This window comes from Nocardioides sp. ChNu-153 (assembly GCF_030466625.1).
Lineage (GTDB): Bacteria > Actinomycetota > Actinomycetes > Propionibacteriales > Nocardioidaceae > Nocardioides.
Genome location: NZ_JADEVT010000004.1, coordinates 29,008 through 46,387, shown reverse-complemented (window position 1 = coordinate 46,387; position 17,380 = coordinate 29,008). Strand labels below are relative to the sequence as shown.

The window sequence follows — 17,380 nt, the reverse complement described above, 5'->3', positions numbered from 1 at the left end:
CCCGGCCGCCGCGCGAGGTTATCCCAACCGGTCGGTAACGTGCGGGCCGTCACGGGTAGTCTCCGGCGGGTGCCCAGGCCCCCGCACCGCCCCGGTCCCCGTCGCGCGACGCTGCGGCGCTCGGTGCGGCTGCTGCGCGAGTTCCGCTACGAGCAGCCCGACCCGGCCCGCTTCTACACCGCGCTGGCGGAGGACTCGGTGGCCCAGCTCGCCGAGCACGCCGACCTCGACGGTGCCGTGCTGCTCGACGTCGGCGGCGGGCCCGGCTACTTCCGCCGGGCCTTCGAGGGGGCGGGAGCGACGTACGTCGCCCTCGACGCCGACGTCGGCGAGCTGGCCGGCGCGGGTGACATCCACCCCCGCACGGTGATCGGCAGCGGGATGGACCTGCCGTTCGGCGACGGCGTCGTCGACGTCTGCTACTCCTCCAACGTGCTCGAGCACGTGCCGGAGCCGTGGACGATGGCCGACGAGATGCTGCGCGTGACGCGCCCCGGCGGGGTCGTCTTCCTGTCGTGGACGGTGTGGTGGGGCCCCTGGGGCGGCCACGAGACCGCGCCGTGGCACTACCTCGGCGGCACCCGGGCGCGGCGGCGCTACCGCCGTACCCACGGCCACGAGCCCAAGAACAAGTACGGCGAGTCGCTCTTCGCCGTGACCGTCGCGCAGGGCCTGCGGTGGGCGGCGCGCCAGGAGGCCGGCGAGGTCCTCGCGATCCTGCCGCGCTACCACCCGTGGTGGGCCCGCTGGATCGTCCGCGTGCCCGTGCTGCGGGAGGTGGTCACGTGGAACCTCGTGATCGTGCTGCGCAAGCGGTGAGCACCGCCGTACCGGGGGAGGCGGGCCCCGCAGGGCGCGCCGGTTCCCGCCTGCGGCTGCGGCTCGTCGCCGCCTGCGTGCTGCTCACGGGTCTCGCGTTCGTGCAGTCACCGGGGCTGCTGGTCTCGGACACCAAGTTCGACCTCGTCGCGGACCCGGGCGGGTTCCTCGCCCGGGCGCTGCACCTGTGGGACGCGGAGGGCACGTTCGGGCAGCTGCAGAACCAGGCCTACGGCTACCTGTGGCCGATGGGCCCCTTCTTCTGGCTGGGCGACGCGATCGGTCTCGACGGCTGGGTCGTGCAGCGCCTGTGGTGGGCGCTCGTGCTGTGCACCGCCCTGGTCGGTACGGCGCTCCTGCTGCGCGCGCTGGGGGTCCGCTCGGACCTCGCGGTGCTCCTCGGTGCGACGGCGTACGCCCTGTCCCCGCGCCTGCTCACCGTGCTCGGGCCCATCTCCATCGAGGGCTGGCCGAGCGCGCTCGCGCCCTGGGTGCTGCTCGCGCTGGTGGTCGGCAGCGAGCGCGGCAGCCCCCGCCGGGCCGCGGCGCTGGCCGCCCTCGGGGTGGCGATGGTCGGCGGCGTCAACGCCGCGGCGACCTTCGCGGTCATCCCGCTCGGCGCGCTCTGGCTGCTCACCCGGGCGCCGGGACCGCGTCGTCGCGCGCTCATGCTCTGGTGGCCGCTGTTCACCCTGCTCGGCACGCTGTGGTGGCTGGTGCCGCTCTTCCTCATGGGCGCCTACAGCCCGCCGTTCCTCGACTTCATCGAGACGAGCGGCGCGACCACGTTCCCGACGACCGTCTTCGACGCGTTGCGCGGCACCTCCAACTGGGTGCCCTACCTCGACGTCCGGTCCCGGGCGGGCAACGACCTCGTGACCACGTCCTACCTCGCGCTCAACAGCGGCGTGGTGCTGCTCGTGGGCGCCGCCGGCCTCCTCGACCGGCGCACGCCGCACCGCACGTTCCTGGCGAGCGGGCTGGCGCTGGGCCTCCTCATGGTCACCGCCGGCCACGCCGGCGCGGTGTCGGGCTGGTTCGCCGGCGACCTCGCCCAGGCCCTCGACGGCGCCCTCGCGCCCCTGCGCAACGTGCACAAGTTCGACCCGCTCGTCCGCCTCCCGCTGGTCGTCGGCCTGGCGTTCCTCCTCGACCACGCGGTACGCCGCGCCCCCCGCTCGGCGGGCTCCGGCCGGGTCGTCGAGCGGAGCGCGGTGCTGGTGACCACGGTGGTCGTGGTCCTCGGTGCGGCCATGCCGGCCCTGCTGGGCCGGCTCGCACCGACGGGGGAGACGTTCGGGGTCCCCGACTACTGGGGGGAGGCCGCCGCCTGGCTCGCCGAGCAGGACGACGGCTCCGGCCCGGACGGCGGTGCGGTGGCCCTGCTGGCGCCGGGGTCCCGCTTCGCCGACTACGACTGGGGCAGCCCGCGCGACGAGCCACTGCAGTTCCAGGCCGACTCGCGGTGGGCGGTGCGCAACGTCATCCCGCTGACCCCGCCGGGCACGATCCGCATGCTCGACGGCGTCGAGCAGCGCCTGGCCCAGGGTGAGGGCGGCGCCGGACTGACGGCGTACCTGCAGCGGGCCGGCGTGCGCCACGTGGTCGTGCGCAACGACCTGGTGCCCGACGGCGACCAGCCGCCGACCGCGCTGGTGCACCAGGCCCTCGAGTCGTCGCCCGGTCTCGAGGTGGTCGCGACGTTCGGACCCGACCGCGGCGGTGAGACGGTGCTCGAGGCCGACGACGGCGACCGGCTCGTCCTCGACCGGGGCTGGCGGGAGTTCCACCCGGCCATCGAGGTGTTCGAGGTCCCCGACGTCGCCACCACCCTCACCAGTGCTGCGGCGCCCGACGTGGTCGTCGGTGGCCCGGAGGACCTGCCGGACCTCCTCGACCTGGGAGTCGTCGGCGACCGCCCCACCGTGCTGGCGGCCGACGTGCCGCAGGAGACCGAGCAGGAGCTGGACGGCGCGCTCGCCGGCTCCCGCGTCGTGCTGACCGACGGCCTGCGGGCCCGGGAGCGCGACTTCGCGCGCATCGACGACGCCTCGTCGCCCGTGCTGACGGGGGACGAGCCGCGCACCACCACGAGCCCGACCCGCGACTACGTCCTCGACACCGACGACCGCTGGTCGACGACCGCGTCCCTCACCGGGGCGGCCCGCGTGTCGGCGTCGTCGTCCGTCTCCGACGCGGGCGGGTTCGGGGCGGCGCGGCGCGGCGCGCTGCCCTTCGCGGCGCTCGACGGTGATCCGGGGTCGTCGTGGACGGCGGACGCGGGCACCGCGGGCCGTGCGTGGTGGCAGGTCGACCTCGAGGAGCCGCTGTCGACGTCCCGGGTCGCCGAGGTGCGCCTGACCGGCGGGGCCGACGCCGCGCCCGAGCAGGTCGTGCGCCTGCGGTGGCCGGGCGGGGCGTCGGAGGAGATCCCCCTGCCCCCGGGCGACAGCGTCGACGTGCGGGTCGACGCCGACGGTCCCGTCGGCTGGCTGCGCGTCGAGGACGCCTCGCCGGCGGGGGAGCAGGACATCTCGCTGGCGGAGGTCGTGGTGCCCGGCACGGTCGTCGAGCGGTGGTACGAGCTGCCCGAGCTCCCCGGCGCCTGGGGTGCCCCCGACCAGGTGGCGCTGCGCGCCGACCGGGACGCCCGCGACGGCTGCGCCGAGGTCGGCAGCGCCGTGCGGTGTGCTGCCGAGGCCGTCGTGGCCGACGAGGAGCCCGGTGCCGTGCGCCGGGTCGTCACCGTCCCCACGACCGACGAGTACGTGCCGCGTCTCACCGTCCGCCCCCGGGCCGGCGACGTCCTGGGTGCGCTGACGCGCGACGACGGCACGGTCCAGGTCTCCGCGTCCTCGCTGGCGGTCCCGGACCCCCGGGCGTCGGCGCTCGCCGCCGTCGACGGCCTCCGCGGCACCACCTGGCTGGCCGACCCCGAGGACCTCCGCCCGGAGCTCGACCTGACCTTCCTCGGCCCGCGCGTCGTCACGGAGGTCGAGGTGCGCCTCGACGACGGTGTCGCGGCCCGGGCGCCGACGGAGCTGGCGCTCACGTGGCCCGGCGGACGCACCACGGTCGAGCTCCGTGACGGACGGGCCACGTTCCCGCCTGTCTCGGCCGAGCGGCTGACCGTCGCCGTCGTCCGGGCCGAGAGCGACGTCAGCGCCCCGGGGGCGGGGGACGACGGCCCGTCCATCGGCATCAGCGAGCTGCGGCTGGAGGGTGCCCCCGACCTGCCCGTCGCACTGCCCACGACCCCCCGGGCACTGGGCTGCGGCACCGGCCCGACCCTCGTCGTCGGCGACGTGCGCGTCCCGACCGAGGTCGTCACGTCGGGGGCGGACGCCGCCGGCGCCCGGACCGCCGAGGCGCTGCCCTGCGGCGACGACGCGCGGGTGGTCCTCACCGCCGGCCGCAACGAGGTGGTCGTCGAGGACGGTGCGGCCTTCGCCGTCGACGGCGTGGTGCTGACGCGGGTCGGCGCCCGCACCGCCTCCACCAGCCCCGTCCCGTCAGCCGGGGGGATCAGCGCGGACTCCGCGACGCGCACCCTCGACGTCCGGGACGGCGACCGCCTGGCGGTCGTCCGGGAGAACGTCAACCCGGGGTGGTCGGCCACGCAGGGCGGCGATGCGCTGGAGCCCGTCGTCGTCGACGGCTGGCAGCAGGGCTGGGCGTTGCCCGAGGACGGCTCCGGTGCCGTCGTGGTCCGCTACGCCCCCGACACGACCTACCGCGCCGGCATGGCGGTGGGCGGCGTCGCACTGCTGGTGCTGGTGGGGATCGTCGTCCTGGGCTCCCTCCCGGCCTGGCGCCGGCGGGCCGGGCGCGCGTCCCGGACGTCGTCGGCACCCCTGCGCCCGCGCGGCCACCACCGGTGGGCGGCGGCCGCCCTGGTGCTCCTCCTGCTCGGTGTCGTGGCCGGCACCGGCGCCGTCCTGGTCGGCGCGGCCGTCGGCGTCGCGCTCGCCGTCGCTGCCGTCGTGCTGCGGGAGCAGGCGGACGAGGTGGTCCCGTGGGTCCTGGCCCTCCCGCTGTTCGCGGACGCCGTCGGCTACGCGCTGCAGCCCTGGGGCTCGGCCTCCGGGTGGGCCGGGGCCTCGGCGTGGCCCCAGCACGCCGCCCTCGTCACCCTGGCCGGGATCCTCCTGCGCACGGCGTTGGAGCCGGACGCACCCGCGGACGACGAGCCCGTCAGGACCCGGGCGACCTGACGGGCCGCCCGTGCCCGATCCGCTGGGCCGGCACCTCGATCCACCGGTACGCCGCCTCGGAGGCCACCCAGGTGAGCCCGGCCGTCAACACCCAGACGGCGAGGAACCGCCCACCGAAGAACTCCCAGCCCGTCGCGAAGAAGACGAGGTGGATGACGGGCAGGTGGAGGCAGAACACGGCGTAGGAGATGGCGCCGAGCCGGCGCGGCGCCGCGTGGCCCATCGCGGCGGCGTAGCGGGTCGTGGTCGGGAAGACGCCGGTGAGGACGACGAGGCCGGCCGCGACGGCGTAGAGCACGACCTTCACCACGTGCTGCTCCGGGTCGACGGGGGCCAGCGTGGCGGGACCGGCGATCGGGGTCGACGACAGCAGGAGCAGGCCGCCGGCCACGGTCCAGCAGGCGCCGGGCTGGAGGGCGAGCGTCCGCAGCCCATTGAGCACCCGGCCGTCCGCCCCGGCCGTGGCCGCCTCGCGCGCGGCGGCCAGGGCGATGCCCACGGCGAACCAGGCGAGGTAGCCGGGGAGCCAGGTCGAGGGCACCCCCACGCCCTCGAGCGCCGGGACGGCCAGGGCGAACCACACGACGGAGAGCGCGAGGCTGCCGACGAGGAGCGCCACCACCCGCCCGACCCGCAGCGCCCGTCGGCCGCGGCCCACCACGAGCACCATGAGGGCGGGGAGCGCGACGTAGAACGTGATCTCGGTGGCCAGGCTCCACAGGTGGGTCAGGCCCGCGGGGAACGAGGAGCGCAGGTAGGTGCTGGTCAGCGTGAGGGCGCTCAGCCGGTCGTACCAGGAGGCGCCGCGGTTCGTCTCGAGGAGAGCGAGGGCGAGGACCACCGTCACGACCGCAAGGGGCAGCACGCGCCAGACGCGCCGGCGGGCGTAGCGCGCGAGGGACGGCGCGGGTCGACCCGCGACGGCGGTGGCGAGGTAGGGGCGCGAGAGCAGGAACCCGGAGAGCACGAAGAACAGGGCGACGCCCACGTCGAGGCGGGCCAGCAGCCATCCGTCGTACCCCTGCCCGCCGTACGAGCCCGTCAGGAACGCGACGTGCGTCGTCATGACCGCGACGGCGCCGACGGCCCGCAGCGTGTCGAGCAGCGGGAACCAGTCGCGGCCGGGCGTGGTCGTCGTCGGGTCGGGTGCCGCGGCCGCCGTCGTCGTGACGGGGTCGGTGCTGCTCGTCGTCATGGGGGTCCTCCTGCTCACTCCGCGTCCCCGACGTCCAGGCCGACCACGCAGGTGGCGGGCCCGCCCTCGCGGGTGACGGGGTCGAGCACGACCGTACGGACGTCGCCCTCGACCCGAACGTAGACGGTCTTGGCGCCGGACCGCATGGACACCTGGGCCTCGGTGTCGCCGGCGCGGACGACGAGGGTGCGGTTCGCGCCGGACAGGTAGCCGATCGCCACCCAGTGCGTGCCCGGGCCCGTGGCCTCCGGGAGCCGCACCCGCACCGGTGCGTCGGCGACCAGGGACCCGCAGGTGCCCGTCAGCACGGGGTACGCCGCGACGCCGACGACTCGGGCGGGCCGGAGCACCCCGTCCTCGGTGACGACCACGAGGTTCGACGTGGTCGCCGCCTCGCGGACGTTGTCGGTGACCAGGTCGAGCACGGTGGCCGTCCGCAACGGCCCGTCGCCGGCGGGGACGTCGACGAACGGGGGGACAGGGGCGTCGGCGAGGTCGACGACGGGACGCTCCTCGGCCACCTGGCGGGCGGTGCGCGCCCAGTCCACGGCCTCGTCGTCGGCGAGCCGGGCGTGCACCGACGCCACGGAGGACAGGAGGGCCGCGACGACGAGGAGGGTGGCGACGGCGGGCACGACGTACGGCGCGAGGGGGCGCAGCTCCTCGAGGTGGCTGAGCAGGTGGCGGCCACGGGGGTCCGGCCGGGGGTCCGGCCGGGGGTCCGGCCGGAGGTGCGGGGCGGTGACCGGGTGCCGAGCCGGCCGGGCGCCGAGGAGCGCCCCGACCGTCAGGAGCGTCGGGGGCACGAGGACGGCGACGAGCTGGGCGGGCACCTCGATCCGCGCGGTCGCCGTGGGGGCGCCCAGGAAGGTGCCGACCACCGCCACGGCGACCACCCAGCCGATCAGCAGGATGACGGCGGCGCGGCGCCCGGGCCGGCGCAGCAGCCCAGCGACGACCGCGGCGACGAGCGACGCCGCGACGACGACCACCGCCACCGGCGGGTCGGGCACGCGGGTGGCGGCGGCGCCGCTCCAGGTCCACGGACCGCCCAGGAGCCCGGGCAGCCAGGCGTGCGCCACGGCCGTCAGCGCCACCCGCCCCGCGGCCCCGGTCGGCGCGCCCAGGGCGCTGCCGGGGACGAGGAGGACGTGGGCCACCGCGGTCGCGACGGCGACGAGCAGCCCGGCCGCGGCCGCCAGGCCCGTACGACGCCACCCGCCGTCGGTCCCGCCGCCGGTCCCGTCCGTTCCGCCGGGGGGTCGCGGGGCGACCAGGGCCAGGCCGCCCAGCAGCACGGGGAGGGCGAGCGCGGCGGGGGAGCAGAGGACGGCCACCACCGCGCACGCCGCCGCGACGAGGTCCCAACGGCGCCGGCCCGAGCGCAGCGCGCGCCAACGCGCGGCCAGGGCCGCAGCCACGAGGGCGACGAGGACGGACGTCGTGAGCGCCGCGGCCCACCACGGTCCCGTGCCCCAGGTGAGGGGGGACGCGAGGTAGAGGGCGAGGAGCACGACCACCCGGGGGCGGCGACCGCAGACCGCGAGCAGCATCCCGAGCACGGCGAGCGAGGCGAGCAGCTGGGCGCCGACGAGGAGACCGGCGGCCAGCGGCCACCGCACGGGGTCCTCCCGTGCGACCAGCTCGGCCGCGCCACGCAGGAGGGGCGACAGACGCCCGTCGACCGGGTCGAGCACACCGACCCCGGCGCGCGCGTCGGCCAGGAGCCGGTAGTCCGGACCGTGCCACCAGGAGCGGCGCAGCACCCAGGTCAGGACCGCCAGGTGGGCGGCGACGAGCACGAGGGAAAGCCGCGCGACGGTGCGAGGTCTAGCCCACGGGAGGTACGACGCGCCGGGCACGACGGGGAGTCTCCCACGCTCGGAGAGGCCGTGGTCTACTTCACAAGTTGGAGGTGACCGGTGCGTAACTTGCTGCTAGCCTTCGGCGGCCATCGTGGCTCCTGTGGGAGGGAAGAGATGCGGAAGTTCGGTTCGTGGGCACTGCTGGGACTGGGTGCTTTCTTGGTCATCGCCGCCTTGGTGGCACGTCTGTGGGGCCTGCCGGCCGCCGAGCGGACGCCGCTCGACACCGACAGCCGCACCACGCTGTCCGGGGAGGCCAGCGGCGCGGTCGTGCAGGTCGGCGACGGTGAGCCGCAGCCCGTCAAGGCCCTCAACGTCACGAAGGCCGACTCCGAGCGCTCGGACGACGACGTCATCGTCTTCGCGGCCTACACCTGCCTCGCGGTCGACCAGGACCTCGACGAGGACGAGTACTGCCTGACGGGCGAGGACGAGCGCATCGTCACCATCGGTGAGCCCGACGTGTTCGCGACCGACCGCAGCGACGCCGTCGCGGTCGAGAACGGCGAGTACGTCCCGGGCGACTACGAGCAGAAGGAGGGCCTCGTCAACAAGTGGCCCTTCCGCGTGGAGCAGAAGGACTACGACGTCTGGGACGACGTCCTCGGCGAGGCCGTGACGGCGGAGTACGTCGGCACCGAGTCGGTCGAGGGCCTGCGCACCTACAAGTTCGAGTACTCGGTGCAGGACCGCGAGACCGAGATCGCCGACGGTGTCGACGGCACCTACAGCCAGACCAAGGTCTACTGGATCGACCCGACCACGGGCGCGATCATCAAGCAGACGCAGGACGAGACCCGCACGACGGAGACCGGGGCCGTGGCCCTCGACATCGAGCTGGCCTACACCGACGAGACGGTGGAGAAGAACGTCGCCAGCGCCGAGGACAACGCCGGCACGCTGAAGCTGCTCGGCACGTGGATCCCGCTCGTGGGCGGCATCCTCGGCCTGATCCTGCTGCTGGCCGGCGCGTTCCTGCTCGTCACCGCCCGCGGGGGCGGTCGCCGTACCCGCGACGGGCACGACGGCACGACCGGCACCACCGGGCACACCGGGGGCGCCTCGCTGGTCAAGTGACCACCTGAGCAGGAGGAGGGCGGCACCGGCGACGGTGCCGCCCTCCTGTGCGTCCGGCGCCGGGCCGGCGGCGGCGGGCGCCTCAGCCGCGCCCGGCGACGAGCGTCACGAAGATCGCGGTGCCGGGCAGCACCCGGCCGCGCAGCGGCGACCAGCCGGCCCAGGTCGCGTCGTTCGTCGCGGGCCAGGTCGGCTCGACGAGGTCGACGAGGGCCAGCCCGCTCGCGTGCAGCAGGCGCACCCACGTGCCGAGCGTGCGGTGGTGCTCGACGTACCCGACCTCCCCGCTGGCCTCGTCCACCTCGACGTACGGCGTCTCGTCCCAGTAGTCCTGTGAGGCGACGAGCCCCGCGGGCCCCGGCACGTCGGGGAACGCCCACCGCACGGGGTGGGTGAGGGAGAAGACGAAGCGCCCGCCCGGGCGTACCACCCGCGCCACCTCGGCGAGCGCGCGTCCGGCGTCGGCGACGAACGGCAGCGCGCCGTAGGAGGCGAAGGCCACGTCGAAGCTGCGGTCGGCGAACGGCAGGTCGGTGGCCCCGGCCTGCACGAGCGGTACGGCGGAGCCGAACGCCGCGTCGATGCGCCGCGCGTGCTGCAGCTGGCGGAAGGAGAGGTCCACGGCGACGGGGCGGCCGCCGCGGGCGGCGACCCACCGGGAGCACTGCGCCGCCCCGGCGCCGATCTCGAGGACGTCGCGGTCGACCACGTCGCCCAGCAGCGCCAGCTCGTCCTCGGTGCGGCCCTCCGGACCCCAGACGAAGCCGTCGTCGCCGAGGAACGCCCCGTGCTCGGCCTGGTAGTCGTCGGCGGAGCGGTCCCAGTCCGCGCGGTTGGCGCGTCGGCTGGTCGCGTCGTCGACGGGGCGGCGGTGGGCGAGGGTCACGACCGCGTCGTGGTCGGGCTCGTGGGGGTCCTGGTCGGGCACCGTCCCACCCTAGGCAGCGCTGCGGACCCGGTTGGACGCCGCGGGGAGCCCGGGCGTAGGCTCTTCCGAGCGCCAGAGGTCTGCCTGCGTCCCGGACGGAGTGGACCCGTGCTCGCTACTCGTCCCCGCGGTGGTCGTAGCCGCCCCGGGGGCAGTCATCACCGGTAGTGACGACTGACCGCTGTGCGTGCCCGACCGACCAACTGTCCACCGCAAAGGTTCCCCCTTCCACATGACGAGCAGCATCTCCACTCTTCCCGGTTCCGAGGCCCCGCAGGTCGCGATCAACGACATCGGTTCCGAAGAGGACTTCCTGGCCGCGATCGACGCGACCATCAAGTACTTCAACGACGGCGACATCGTCGACGGCACGATCGTGAAGGTCGACCGGGACGAGGTCCTGCTCGACATCGGCTACAAGACCGAGGGCGTCATCCCCTCGCGCGAGCTGTCGATCAAGCACGACATCGACCCGTCCGAGGTCGTCAAGGTCGGCGACCAGGTCGAGGCCCTGGTCCTCCAGAAGGAGGACAAGGAGGGTCGCCTGATCCTGTCCAAGAAGCGCGCGCAGTACGAGCGCGCCTGGGGCACGATCGAGAAGGTCAAGGAGGAGGACGGCGTCGTCGAGGGCACCGTCATCGAGGTCGTCAAGGGCGGCCTCATCCTCGACATCGGCCTCCGCGGCTTCCTCCCCGCCTCGCTGGTGGAGATGCGTCGCGTCCGCGACCTGCAGCCGTACGTCGGCCAGACGCTCGAGGCGAAGATCATCGAGCTCGACAAGAACCGCAACAACGTGGTCCTGTCGCGCCGCGCCTGGCTCGAGCAGACGCAGTCGGAGGTCCGCCAGGGCTTCCTGACGCAGCTGCAGAAGGGCCAGATCCGCAAGGGCGTCGTCTCCTCGATCGTCAACTTCGGTGCGTTCGTGGACCTCGGCGGCGTCGACGGTCTCGTCCACGTCTCCGAGCTGTCGTGGAAGCACATCGACCACCCCTCCGAGGTCGTCACCGTCGGCGACGAGGTCACGGTCGAGGTGCTCGACGTCGACATGGACCGCGAGCGGGTCTCGCTGTCGCTCAAGGCGACGCAGGAGGACCCCTGGCAGCACTTCGCCCGCACCCACCAGATCGGCCAGATCGTGCCGGGCAAGGTCACCAAGCTGGTGCCCTTCGGCTCGTTCGTGCGGGTCGAGGAGGGCATCGAGGGCCTGGTGCACATCTCCGAGCTGGCCGAGCGCCACGTGGAGATCCCGGAGCAGGTCGTCCAGGTCAACGACGACGTCATGGTCAAGATCATCGACATCGACCTCGAGCGTCGCCGCATCTCGCTCTCGCTGAAGCAGGCGAACGAGACGGCTGCCGCGGCCGACGCCGACGACTTCGACCCGACGCTCTACGGCATGACCGCGTCGTACGACGAGCAGGGCAACTACATCTACCCGGAGGGCTTCGACTCCGAGACGGGTGAGTGGCTCGAGGGCTTCGACGAGCAGCGCGCGACCTGGGAGGAGCAGTACGCCAAGGCGCACGCTCGCTGGGAGGCCCACGTCAAGCAGCAGGCCGAGGCCAAGCAGGCCGACGCCGAGGCCGGCGAGGCGACGTCGTACTCCAGCGGCGGCGACGTCGTCGAGGGCGCGACCGAGGGCACCGGCGGCGGTTCGCTCGCCTCCGACGAGGCGCTCCAGGCGCTCCGCGAGAAGCTGACCGGCGGCGCGTGAGCCCGAGGTAGGGCCCGCGCCACCGGCGCACCGAACGACGCGAAGGGCGTCCACCCCCACGGGGGTGGACGCCCTTCGTCCGTCTCGGGGCGCGCTCGGCGCGGTGCGCGGGTGCGTCAGCGCCACCTCCCGGGCCCCGTGGGGTCGAAGACGTCCGCAGGGTGCGAGCGGGGGGCGCAGCCGCGGTCGTGCGCGACGGTGCGTCCCAGGGCGACGGCGAGCAGGATCAGCAGGGCGAGGGCGATGAGTGCGATGGTCATGGCAGGAATCGTGCTACCGACACTATCGCGCCACGAGTGGCAGTCATGCCGGGTTAGCGTGATTTCCTGCCACGCCGTGTGGCACGATGCCGGAGTGTTGACGAACGTGGCCGTGCTGGCCTACGACGGGCTCGCCCCCTTCGAGCTGGGCCTGCTGTGCGAGGCCTTCGGGGTCGACCGCACCGACGACGGGCTGCCGCCGATCGACTTCGCCGTGTGCGGTCCCCGCACCGGCCCCCTGGCGACCACCGTGCCCGGACTGTCCGTGACGGTCGACCACGGGCTGGAGCGGCTCGCCACCGCCGACCTCGTCGCCGTCCCCGCGCTCCCGCGCGACGAGCCGCCGGGGGAGGCCGTGCTGGAGGCGCTGCGCGCCGCCCACGACCGCGGCGCCCGCCTGCTGTCCGTCTGCTCCGGTGCGTTCGTCCTCGGGGCAGCGGGTCTGCTCGACGGCCGCGAGTGCACGACGCACTGGATGTACACCGACGAGCTGGCGTCCCGGTTCCCCCGGGCCAGGGTCGTCCCGGAGGTCCTGTACGTCGACGCGGGCCAGGTGGTCACGAGCGCCGGTACGGCGGCCGGTCTCGACGCCTGCCTGCACGTGTGGCGCCAGGAGCTCGGGTCGGCCGTGGCCGGCGTCGTCGCGCGCCGCATGGTCGTCCCGCCGCAGCGCGAGGGCGGGCAGGCGCAGTTCATCGCCCGCGCGGTGCCGGAGTGCACCGCGGAGACCCTGGGGCCGCTCCTCGCCTGGGTGGCCGAGAACCTGGACGCCGACCTCGGGGTCGAGGAGCTCGCCCGGCGGGCCCACATGTCGCCGCGGACCTTCGCGCGCCGCTTCCGCGACGAGACGGGCACGACGCCGCACGCGTGGGTGACCGCGCAGCGGGTGCGGCTGGCCGAGGAGCTGCTGGAGCGCACGAACCTGCCGGTCGAGCGGATCGCCGCCGACGTGGGCTTCGTCAACGCGGCCACCCTGCGCCACCACTTCACCCGCGTGCGCGGGGTCAGCCCGCAGCGCTACCGCCGCACGTTCGCGTGCGACGAGGGCGAGCGGGCCGCGACCGCCTGAGGCTCAGGCGCCGAGGTCGGTCACGACCTGCCGCAGCACGTGCTCGAAGTGGGCGTCGTGGTCGAGCACCGCGCGGTGCAGGTGCCCGAACAGCTCCAGCGAGACGGCGCCGACGAGCGTCGCCCAGGCGTGCAGCGACCGGGCGACGCTCTCCGGTGCCAGCGGCCGGTCCGTCAGGGTCGCCACGGGGGCGATGGCCGCCGCGGTGACCGCGTCGAGGTGCGCCGCGGGATCGGCGGGGCGGTCGGCCGCTCCCGGCACGGAGGCCGCGATGTCGAGCAGCACCCGGGTGATCCGGGTGGCGGGCGCCACGGTGTCGGCGGGTGCGACGTACCCCGGGACGGGGCTGCCGTAGAGCAGCGCGTACTCGTGCGGGTGCGCCCGCGCCCAGGCGCGGAAGGCGCGCCCGACGGCGACGAGGCGCGTGCCGGGGTCGACCCCCGGGCCGGCGTCGGCCTCCTCGGCGGCGGCGCCCAGGTCGTCGTACGTCCGCACGAGGAGCGCGGTCAGCAGCGTGTCCCGGTTCGCGAAGTAGCGGTAGACGGCCGAGGAGGCCATGTCGAGGTCGCGCGCCACCGCCCGCAGCGACAGGCCGGCCGGCCCCACCTCGGCGAGCTGGTGACGCGCGCTGTCGAGGATGGCGCGGGTCAGCTCGGCCCGGGCGAGGGCGCGGGCGGTGCGGCCGGCCGAGGGCGCGGGCCGGTCGCTCTGCTCGGACTGGTCGGTGGGGAGCGGGGGCACCCCGGCAGCGTAGCGGTCCTCGGAGCGCCCGACCACGACGAGAGCACTGCTCTTGCGCGAGGTCGCCGACCGTGGGACCGTTCCAGTGAGGGCAGAGCACTGCTCTCGACCTGGATCGGTGATCACGGAGGTGGGACGGTGGCGGGACACGTGGTGGTGGGCGCCGGGGCGGTCGGGCGCGCGGTCGCGGCGCAGCTGGCGGCGCGGGGCGAGGAGGTCCGGCTCGTCAGCCGGTCGGGGACCGGACCCGAGGTGCCGGGGGCGTGTCGCGTCGCGCTCGACGTCGCGGACGGGGAGGCGCTCGTGCGCGAGACCGACGGCGCCGTCGCCCTCTACAACTGCATCAACCCCCCGTCGTACGACGTGTGGTCGACGTGGTGGCCCCCTGCGGCCGCGGCGTTCCTGCGGGCGGCCGAGGAGACGGGCGCGGTGCTGGCGGTGACCGGCAACCTCTACCCGTACGGGGAGGTCGACGCCCCGATGGTCGAGGGGATGCCCGACGCGGCGACGGGCGCCAAGGGCGCGCTGCGGGCCCGGATGTGGGCCGACGTCCGCGAGGCGCACGAGACCGGCCGGCTGCGCGGGTTCGAGGTGCGGGGGTCCGACTACGTCGGGCCCGGCGTCGGCACGGCGCACGTCGCCCAGGTGGCGCCCCGGGCGCTGGCGGGCCGGCCGGTGCGCGTCTTCGGCCGCACGGACGTGCCCCACTCCATGACGGACGTGCGCGACGTCGCGCGCACGCTGGTGGCCGTCGTCGACCAGCCCGAGGCCCAGGGTCGCGTCTGGCACGTGCCGACCAACCCGGCGCGCACGCAGGCCGAGACCATCGCCGACCTGTGCCGGGCAGTGGGCCGCCCGCCCGTGCGCGTGCGGCCGTGGCCGCGCGCGCTCCTCACCGTCGGTGGCACCGTCGTGCCGCTGCTCCGCGAGCTGCGCGAGACGGTCCACCAGTTCGAGCGTCCCTACGTGCTGGACTCGACCGCCGCCGAGACCGAGCTGGGGCTGGCGCCCACGCCCTGGGACGAGGTGTGCCGCGCGAGCGCGGAGGCGGCCCTGGCCGGCCAGTAGGGTCGGCGGCGTGACGCAGGTCGAGATCACCGTCGAGGGCGTGGCGCACGCCGCGGTCCCGCCCGACCGGGCCACGGTGCACGCCCGGGTCCGCCGTACCGGCCCCGACGGCGCGCAGGTGCACGCCGAGGTCGCGCGAGCGGCGGAGCAGGTCGTGGCTCTCCTGCCGGCGGACGGGCCCGTCCGGTCGCGCTCGGTCGACGCCGTCGTGTCCGGCCGGGAGGACCGCTGGGAGCGCGAGGGTCGCGGTGCGGGCGACGCGCCGGTGCGCTACGCCCTCGTCGCGATCCGCGTCGAGCTGGACGACGCGGCCGCTCTCGCCCGGTGGGTCGCGCGGGCCTCCGACGTCGACGGGTTCGAGGTCGCCCACGTCGCGTGGACCCTGGTGCCGGAGCACCGGGCGGAGGTCCTGGCCCGGTTGCGGCGCGCCGCGGTCGCCGACGCCCGCGACCGCGCCGAGGGGTACGCCGCCGCGGCCGGCCTCGGCACGCCCCGGTTCGCCGCGCTCGCCGACGCGGGACTGCTGGACCAGGCGGGTGAGCGCGGTGCGTGGCGGGCCATGAGCAGCGTCCCCGGCGCGGGCCCGGGCTTCGCGCAGGCGCCCGTCTCCCCGGCCCCCGTCGAGCTCACCGTCCGCGTGCACGCGCGGTTCACCGCCACCGAGGAGGACGCATGAGGGAGGACGCATGAGGATCGGGCTGACCGGGGGAGTCGCCTCCGGCAAGAGCACCGTGGCCGCCGTGCTGCGCGAGCTGGGGGCGGTGGTCGTGGACTCCGACCTGCTCGCCCGCCAGGTCGTCGAGCCGGGTACGCCGGGGCTCGCCGCCGTCGTCGAGGAGTTCGGCCCGTCCGTGCTCGCCGACGACGGCACGCTGGACCGGGCCGCGCTGGGCGCGATCGTCTTCGCCGATCCCGACCGGCGGGTCGCCCTCGAGGGGATCCTGCACCCGCTCATCCGGGCGGCCGCCGCCGAGGTCGAGGCCGCGGCCGGGCCGGGGACGCTCGTCGTGCACGACATCCCGCTCCTGGTGGAGACGGGGCAGCAGGGTCGCTTCGACGCCGTGGTCGTGGTCGACGTCCCCGTCGAGGTGCAGGTCAGGCGGATGACGGGCGACCGGGGCTGGACGGAGGCCGACGCCCGCGCCCGCATCGCCGCGCAGGCGACGCGGGAGGAGCGGCTCGCGGTCGCCACCCACGTCATCGACAACACCGGGACGCGCGACGACCTCCACCAGCGTGTGGTGGAGGTCGTCGGCGAGCTGGGGCGGGTGCCCGGGTCTTGAGGACCCGGGCGGACCGGGCCGGGGTCAGGCAGCCAGGTCGGGGTCCGCGAAGCCGCGCAGCTTCTGCAGGGCCTCCCGCTCGAGCTGGCGCACGCGCTCGGCCGAGATGCCGTGCTTGGTGCCGATGTCGGCCAGCTTGTGCTGGCGGCCGTCGGCCAGGCCGTAGCGCGAGCGGATGATGTCGGCGGAGCGGTCGTCGAGCAGCGCGACCAGCGTGTTGAGCCGGTCGCGGGACTCCACGTCGAGCACCGTCAGGTCGGGGCCGGGCGAGGTCTCCTGCGCCATGAGGTCGCCGAGCGAGGTGTCGCCGTCCTCGTCGACGGGGGAGTCGAGGCTCACGTGCTCGCGGCCCCACGAGAGCAGGTCGGTGACGCGCTCCATCGTCATGCCGAGCTCGGTGGCGATCTCCTCGGGCTCGGGGTCGCGGCCCAGCTGGCGCTCCAGGGTGCGGCGGGCGCCGCTGACCTGGTTGAGCTCCTCGACCACGTGCACGGGCAGCCGCACGACACGGGCCTGCTGCGCGATGCCGCGGGTGATGGCCTGGCGCACCCACCAGGTGGCGTAGGTGGAGAACTTGAAGCCCTTCGCGTAGTCGAACTTCTCGACCGCGCGGATCAGGCCCGTGTTGCCCTCCTGGATCAGGTCGAGCATCGGCATCTGCGAGCGGCCGTACTTGCGGGCGATCGAGACGACCAGGCGCAGGTTGGCCTGGATGAACGTGTCGATGGCGCGCTGGCCCTCGGCCGCGAGCCACTCGAGCTCCTCGCGGTTGGCGGACTTCGGTGCGCCGCCGCCGCGGCGGCCGACCCGGCCGATCGCCAGCAGGTGCTCGGCGTACAGGCCCGCCTCGATCGTCTTGGCCAGCTCGACCTCGGTGATCGCGTCGAGCAGCGGCGTACGGGCGATCTCGTCCAGGTACAGGCCGACGCTGTCGCGACCCTCGATGTCGCGGTCCCCGGTCGCGCGTCCTGCTGCCTTCGTGGTGCGTGTGGACATCTGACCCGCCTCCTCGTCGGTGCGGCGTCGGGTGGTACGCCGCACGTGTGGTGTAACTGCTTCGGCGCGGCGGGGATTCCCGATGGGATGGGGTCCCCCCGCCGCGCGTCTCACCAGTACCCGACGAGCGGGAATCCCTGCGAGTTGCACA

At 75.2% G+C, this 17,380-nt stretch carries 14 protein-coding genes; 8 read left to right on the top strand and 6 right to left on the bottom strand.

Annotated elements, in window-relative coordinates; genetic code table 11:
* Positions 1 to 69: 69 nt before the first annotated feature.
* On the top strand, positions 70 to 819 hold the full coding sequence (locus INN71_RS07755; RefSeq protein WP_277498608.1) for a bifunctional 2-polyprenyl-6-hydroxyphenol methylase/3-demethylubiquinol 3-O-methyltransferase UbiG: 750 nt from the start codon (positions 70 to 72) through the stop codon (positions 817 to 819).
* Positions 816 to 5,033 (top strand): alpha-(1->3)-arabinofuranosyltransferase, encoded by a 4,218-nt coding sequence (locus INN71_RS07750; RefSeq protein WP_277498607.1) that lies wholly within the window; start codon positions 816 to 818, stop codon positions 5,031 to 5,033. Before INN71_RS07755 ends, INN71_RS07750 begins: the two co-directional genes overlap by 4 nt.
* Here the strand turns inward: INN71_RS07750 and INN71_RS07745 are convergent.
* Together INN71_RS07745 and INN71_RS07740 are read right to left on the bottom strand one after the other, a co-directional pair.
* Positions 5,014 to 6,228: an acyltransferase gene (locus INN71_RS07745; RefSeq protein ID WP_277498606.1), complete on the bottom strand. Its 1,215-nt coding sequence runs from the start codon at positions 6,226 to 6,228 to the stop codon at positions 5,014 to 5,016. The genes INN71_RS07750 and INN71_RS07745 overlap by 20 nt on opposite strands.
* 14 nt (positions 6,229 to 6,242) lie before the next feature.
* Complete coding sequence (locus tag INN71_RS07740) at positions 6,243 to 8,090, bottom strand: hypothetical protein (protein WP_277498605.1); 1,848 nt, start codon at positions 8,088 to 8,090, stop codon at positions 6,243 to 6,245.
* 117 nt (positions 8,091 to 8,207) lie between these two features.
* Here INN71_RS07740 and INN71_RS07735 point away from each other — a divergent pair, with 117 nt between their 5' ends.
* On the top strand, positions 8,208 to 9,170 hold the full coding sequence (locus INN71_RS07735) for a DUF3068 domain-containing protein (protein ID WP_277498604.1): 963 nt from the start codon (positions 8,208 to 8,210) through the stop codon (positions 9,168 to 9,170).
* An 82-nt stretch (positions 9,171 to 9,252) separates the two neighbouring features.
* Here INN71_RS07735 and INN71_RS07730 read toward each other — a convergent pair whose 3' ends face one another.
* Positions 9,253 to 10,098 (bottom strand): class I SAM-dependent methyltransferase, encoded by an 846-nt coding sequence (locus INN71_RS07730; RefSeq protein WP_277498603.1) that lies wholly within the window; start codon positions 10,096 to 10,098, stop codon positions 9,253 to 9,255.
* Between the two features lie 232 nt (positions 10,099 to 10,330).
* Between INN71_RS07730 and rpsA the strand changes: the two genes are divergently transcribed.
* Positions 10,331 to 11,812: a 30S ribosomal protein S1 gene (gene rpsA / locus INN71_RS07725; RefSeq protein WP_301800034.1), complete on the top strand. Its 1,482-nt coding sequence runs from the start codon at positions 10,331 to 10,333 to the stop codon at positions 11,810 to 11,812.
* Between the two features lie 116 nt (positions 11,813 to 11,928).
* On the opposite strand, the gene INN71_RS07720 is transcribed toward rpsA, so the two are convergent.
* On the bottom strand, positions 11,929 to 12,072 hold the full coding sequence (locus INN71_RS07720) for a hypothetical protein (RefSeq protein ID WP_277498601.1): 144 nt from the start codon (positions 12,070 to 12,072) through the stop codon (positions 11,929 to 11,931).
* Positions 12,073 to 12,166: 94 nt separating this feature from the next.
* Here INN71_RS07720 and INN71_RS07715 point away from each other — a divergent pair, with 94 nt between their 5' ends.
* Entirely contained in the window at positions 12,167 to 13,141 is a 975-nt protein-coding gene (locus INN71_RS07715) for a helix-turn-helix domain-containing protein (protein ID WP_277498600.1), read from the top strand.
* A 3-nt stretch (positions 13,142 to 13,144) separates the two neighbouring features.
* Here the strand turns inward: INN71_RS07715 and INN71_RS07710 are convergent, their stop codons facing one another.
* The gene (locus INN71_RS07710) at positions 13,145 to 13,882 is read right to left on the bottom strand and encodes a TetR/AcrR family transcriptional regulator (protein WP_277498599.1); all 738 of its coding nucleotides are present in this window, start codon (positions 13,880 to 13,882) and stop codon (positions 13,145 to 13,147) included.
* Between the two features lie 138 nt (positions 13,883 to 14,020).
* Here INN71_RS07710 and INN71_RS07705 point away from each other — a divergent pair, with 138 nt between their 5' ends.
* Genes INN71_RS07705 through coaE form a run of 3 tightly spaced genes read left to right on the top strand, consistent with a single transcriptional unit; the run spans position 14,021 to position 16,233 of the window.
* Positions 14,021 to 14,950, top strand: coding sequence for an NAD-dependent epimerase/dehydratase family protein (locus tag INN71_RS07705; protein ID WP_277498598.1), 930 nt, complete (start codon positions 14,021 to 14,023; stop codon positions 14,948 to 14,950).
* Between the two features lie 10 nt (positions 14,951 to 14,960).
* Entirely contained in the window at positions 14,961 to 15,626 is a 666-nt protein-coding gene (locus tag INN71_RS07700) for an SIMPL domain-containing protein (protein WP_277498597.1), read from the top strand.
* A 10-nt stretch (positions 15,627 to 15,636) separates the two neighbouring features.
* Positions 15,637 to 16,233 carry a dephospho-CoA kinase gene (gene coaE / locus INN71_RS07695; protein ID WP_277498596.1) on the top strand — a complete coding sequence of 199 codons (597 nt, stop codon included), beginning with the start codon at positions 15,637 to 15,639 and terminating at the stop codon, positions 16,231 to 16,233.
* A gap of 24 nt (positions 16,234 to 16,257) precedes the next feature.
* Here the strand turns inward: coaE and INN71_RS07690 are convergent, their stop codons facing one another.
* The gene (locus INN71_RS07690; protein ID WP_277498595.1) at positions 16,258 to 17,229 is read right to left on the bottom strand and encodes an RNA polymerase sigma factor RpoD/SigA; all 972 of its coding nucleotides are present in this window, start codon (positions 17,227 to 17,229) and stop codon (positions 16,258 to 16,260) included.
* Between the last annotated feature and the right edge of the window lie 151 nt (positions 17,230 to 17,380).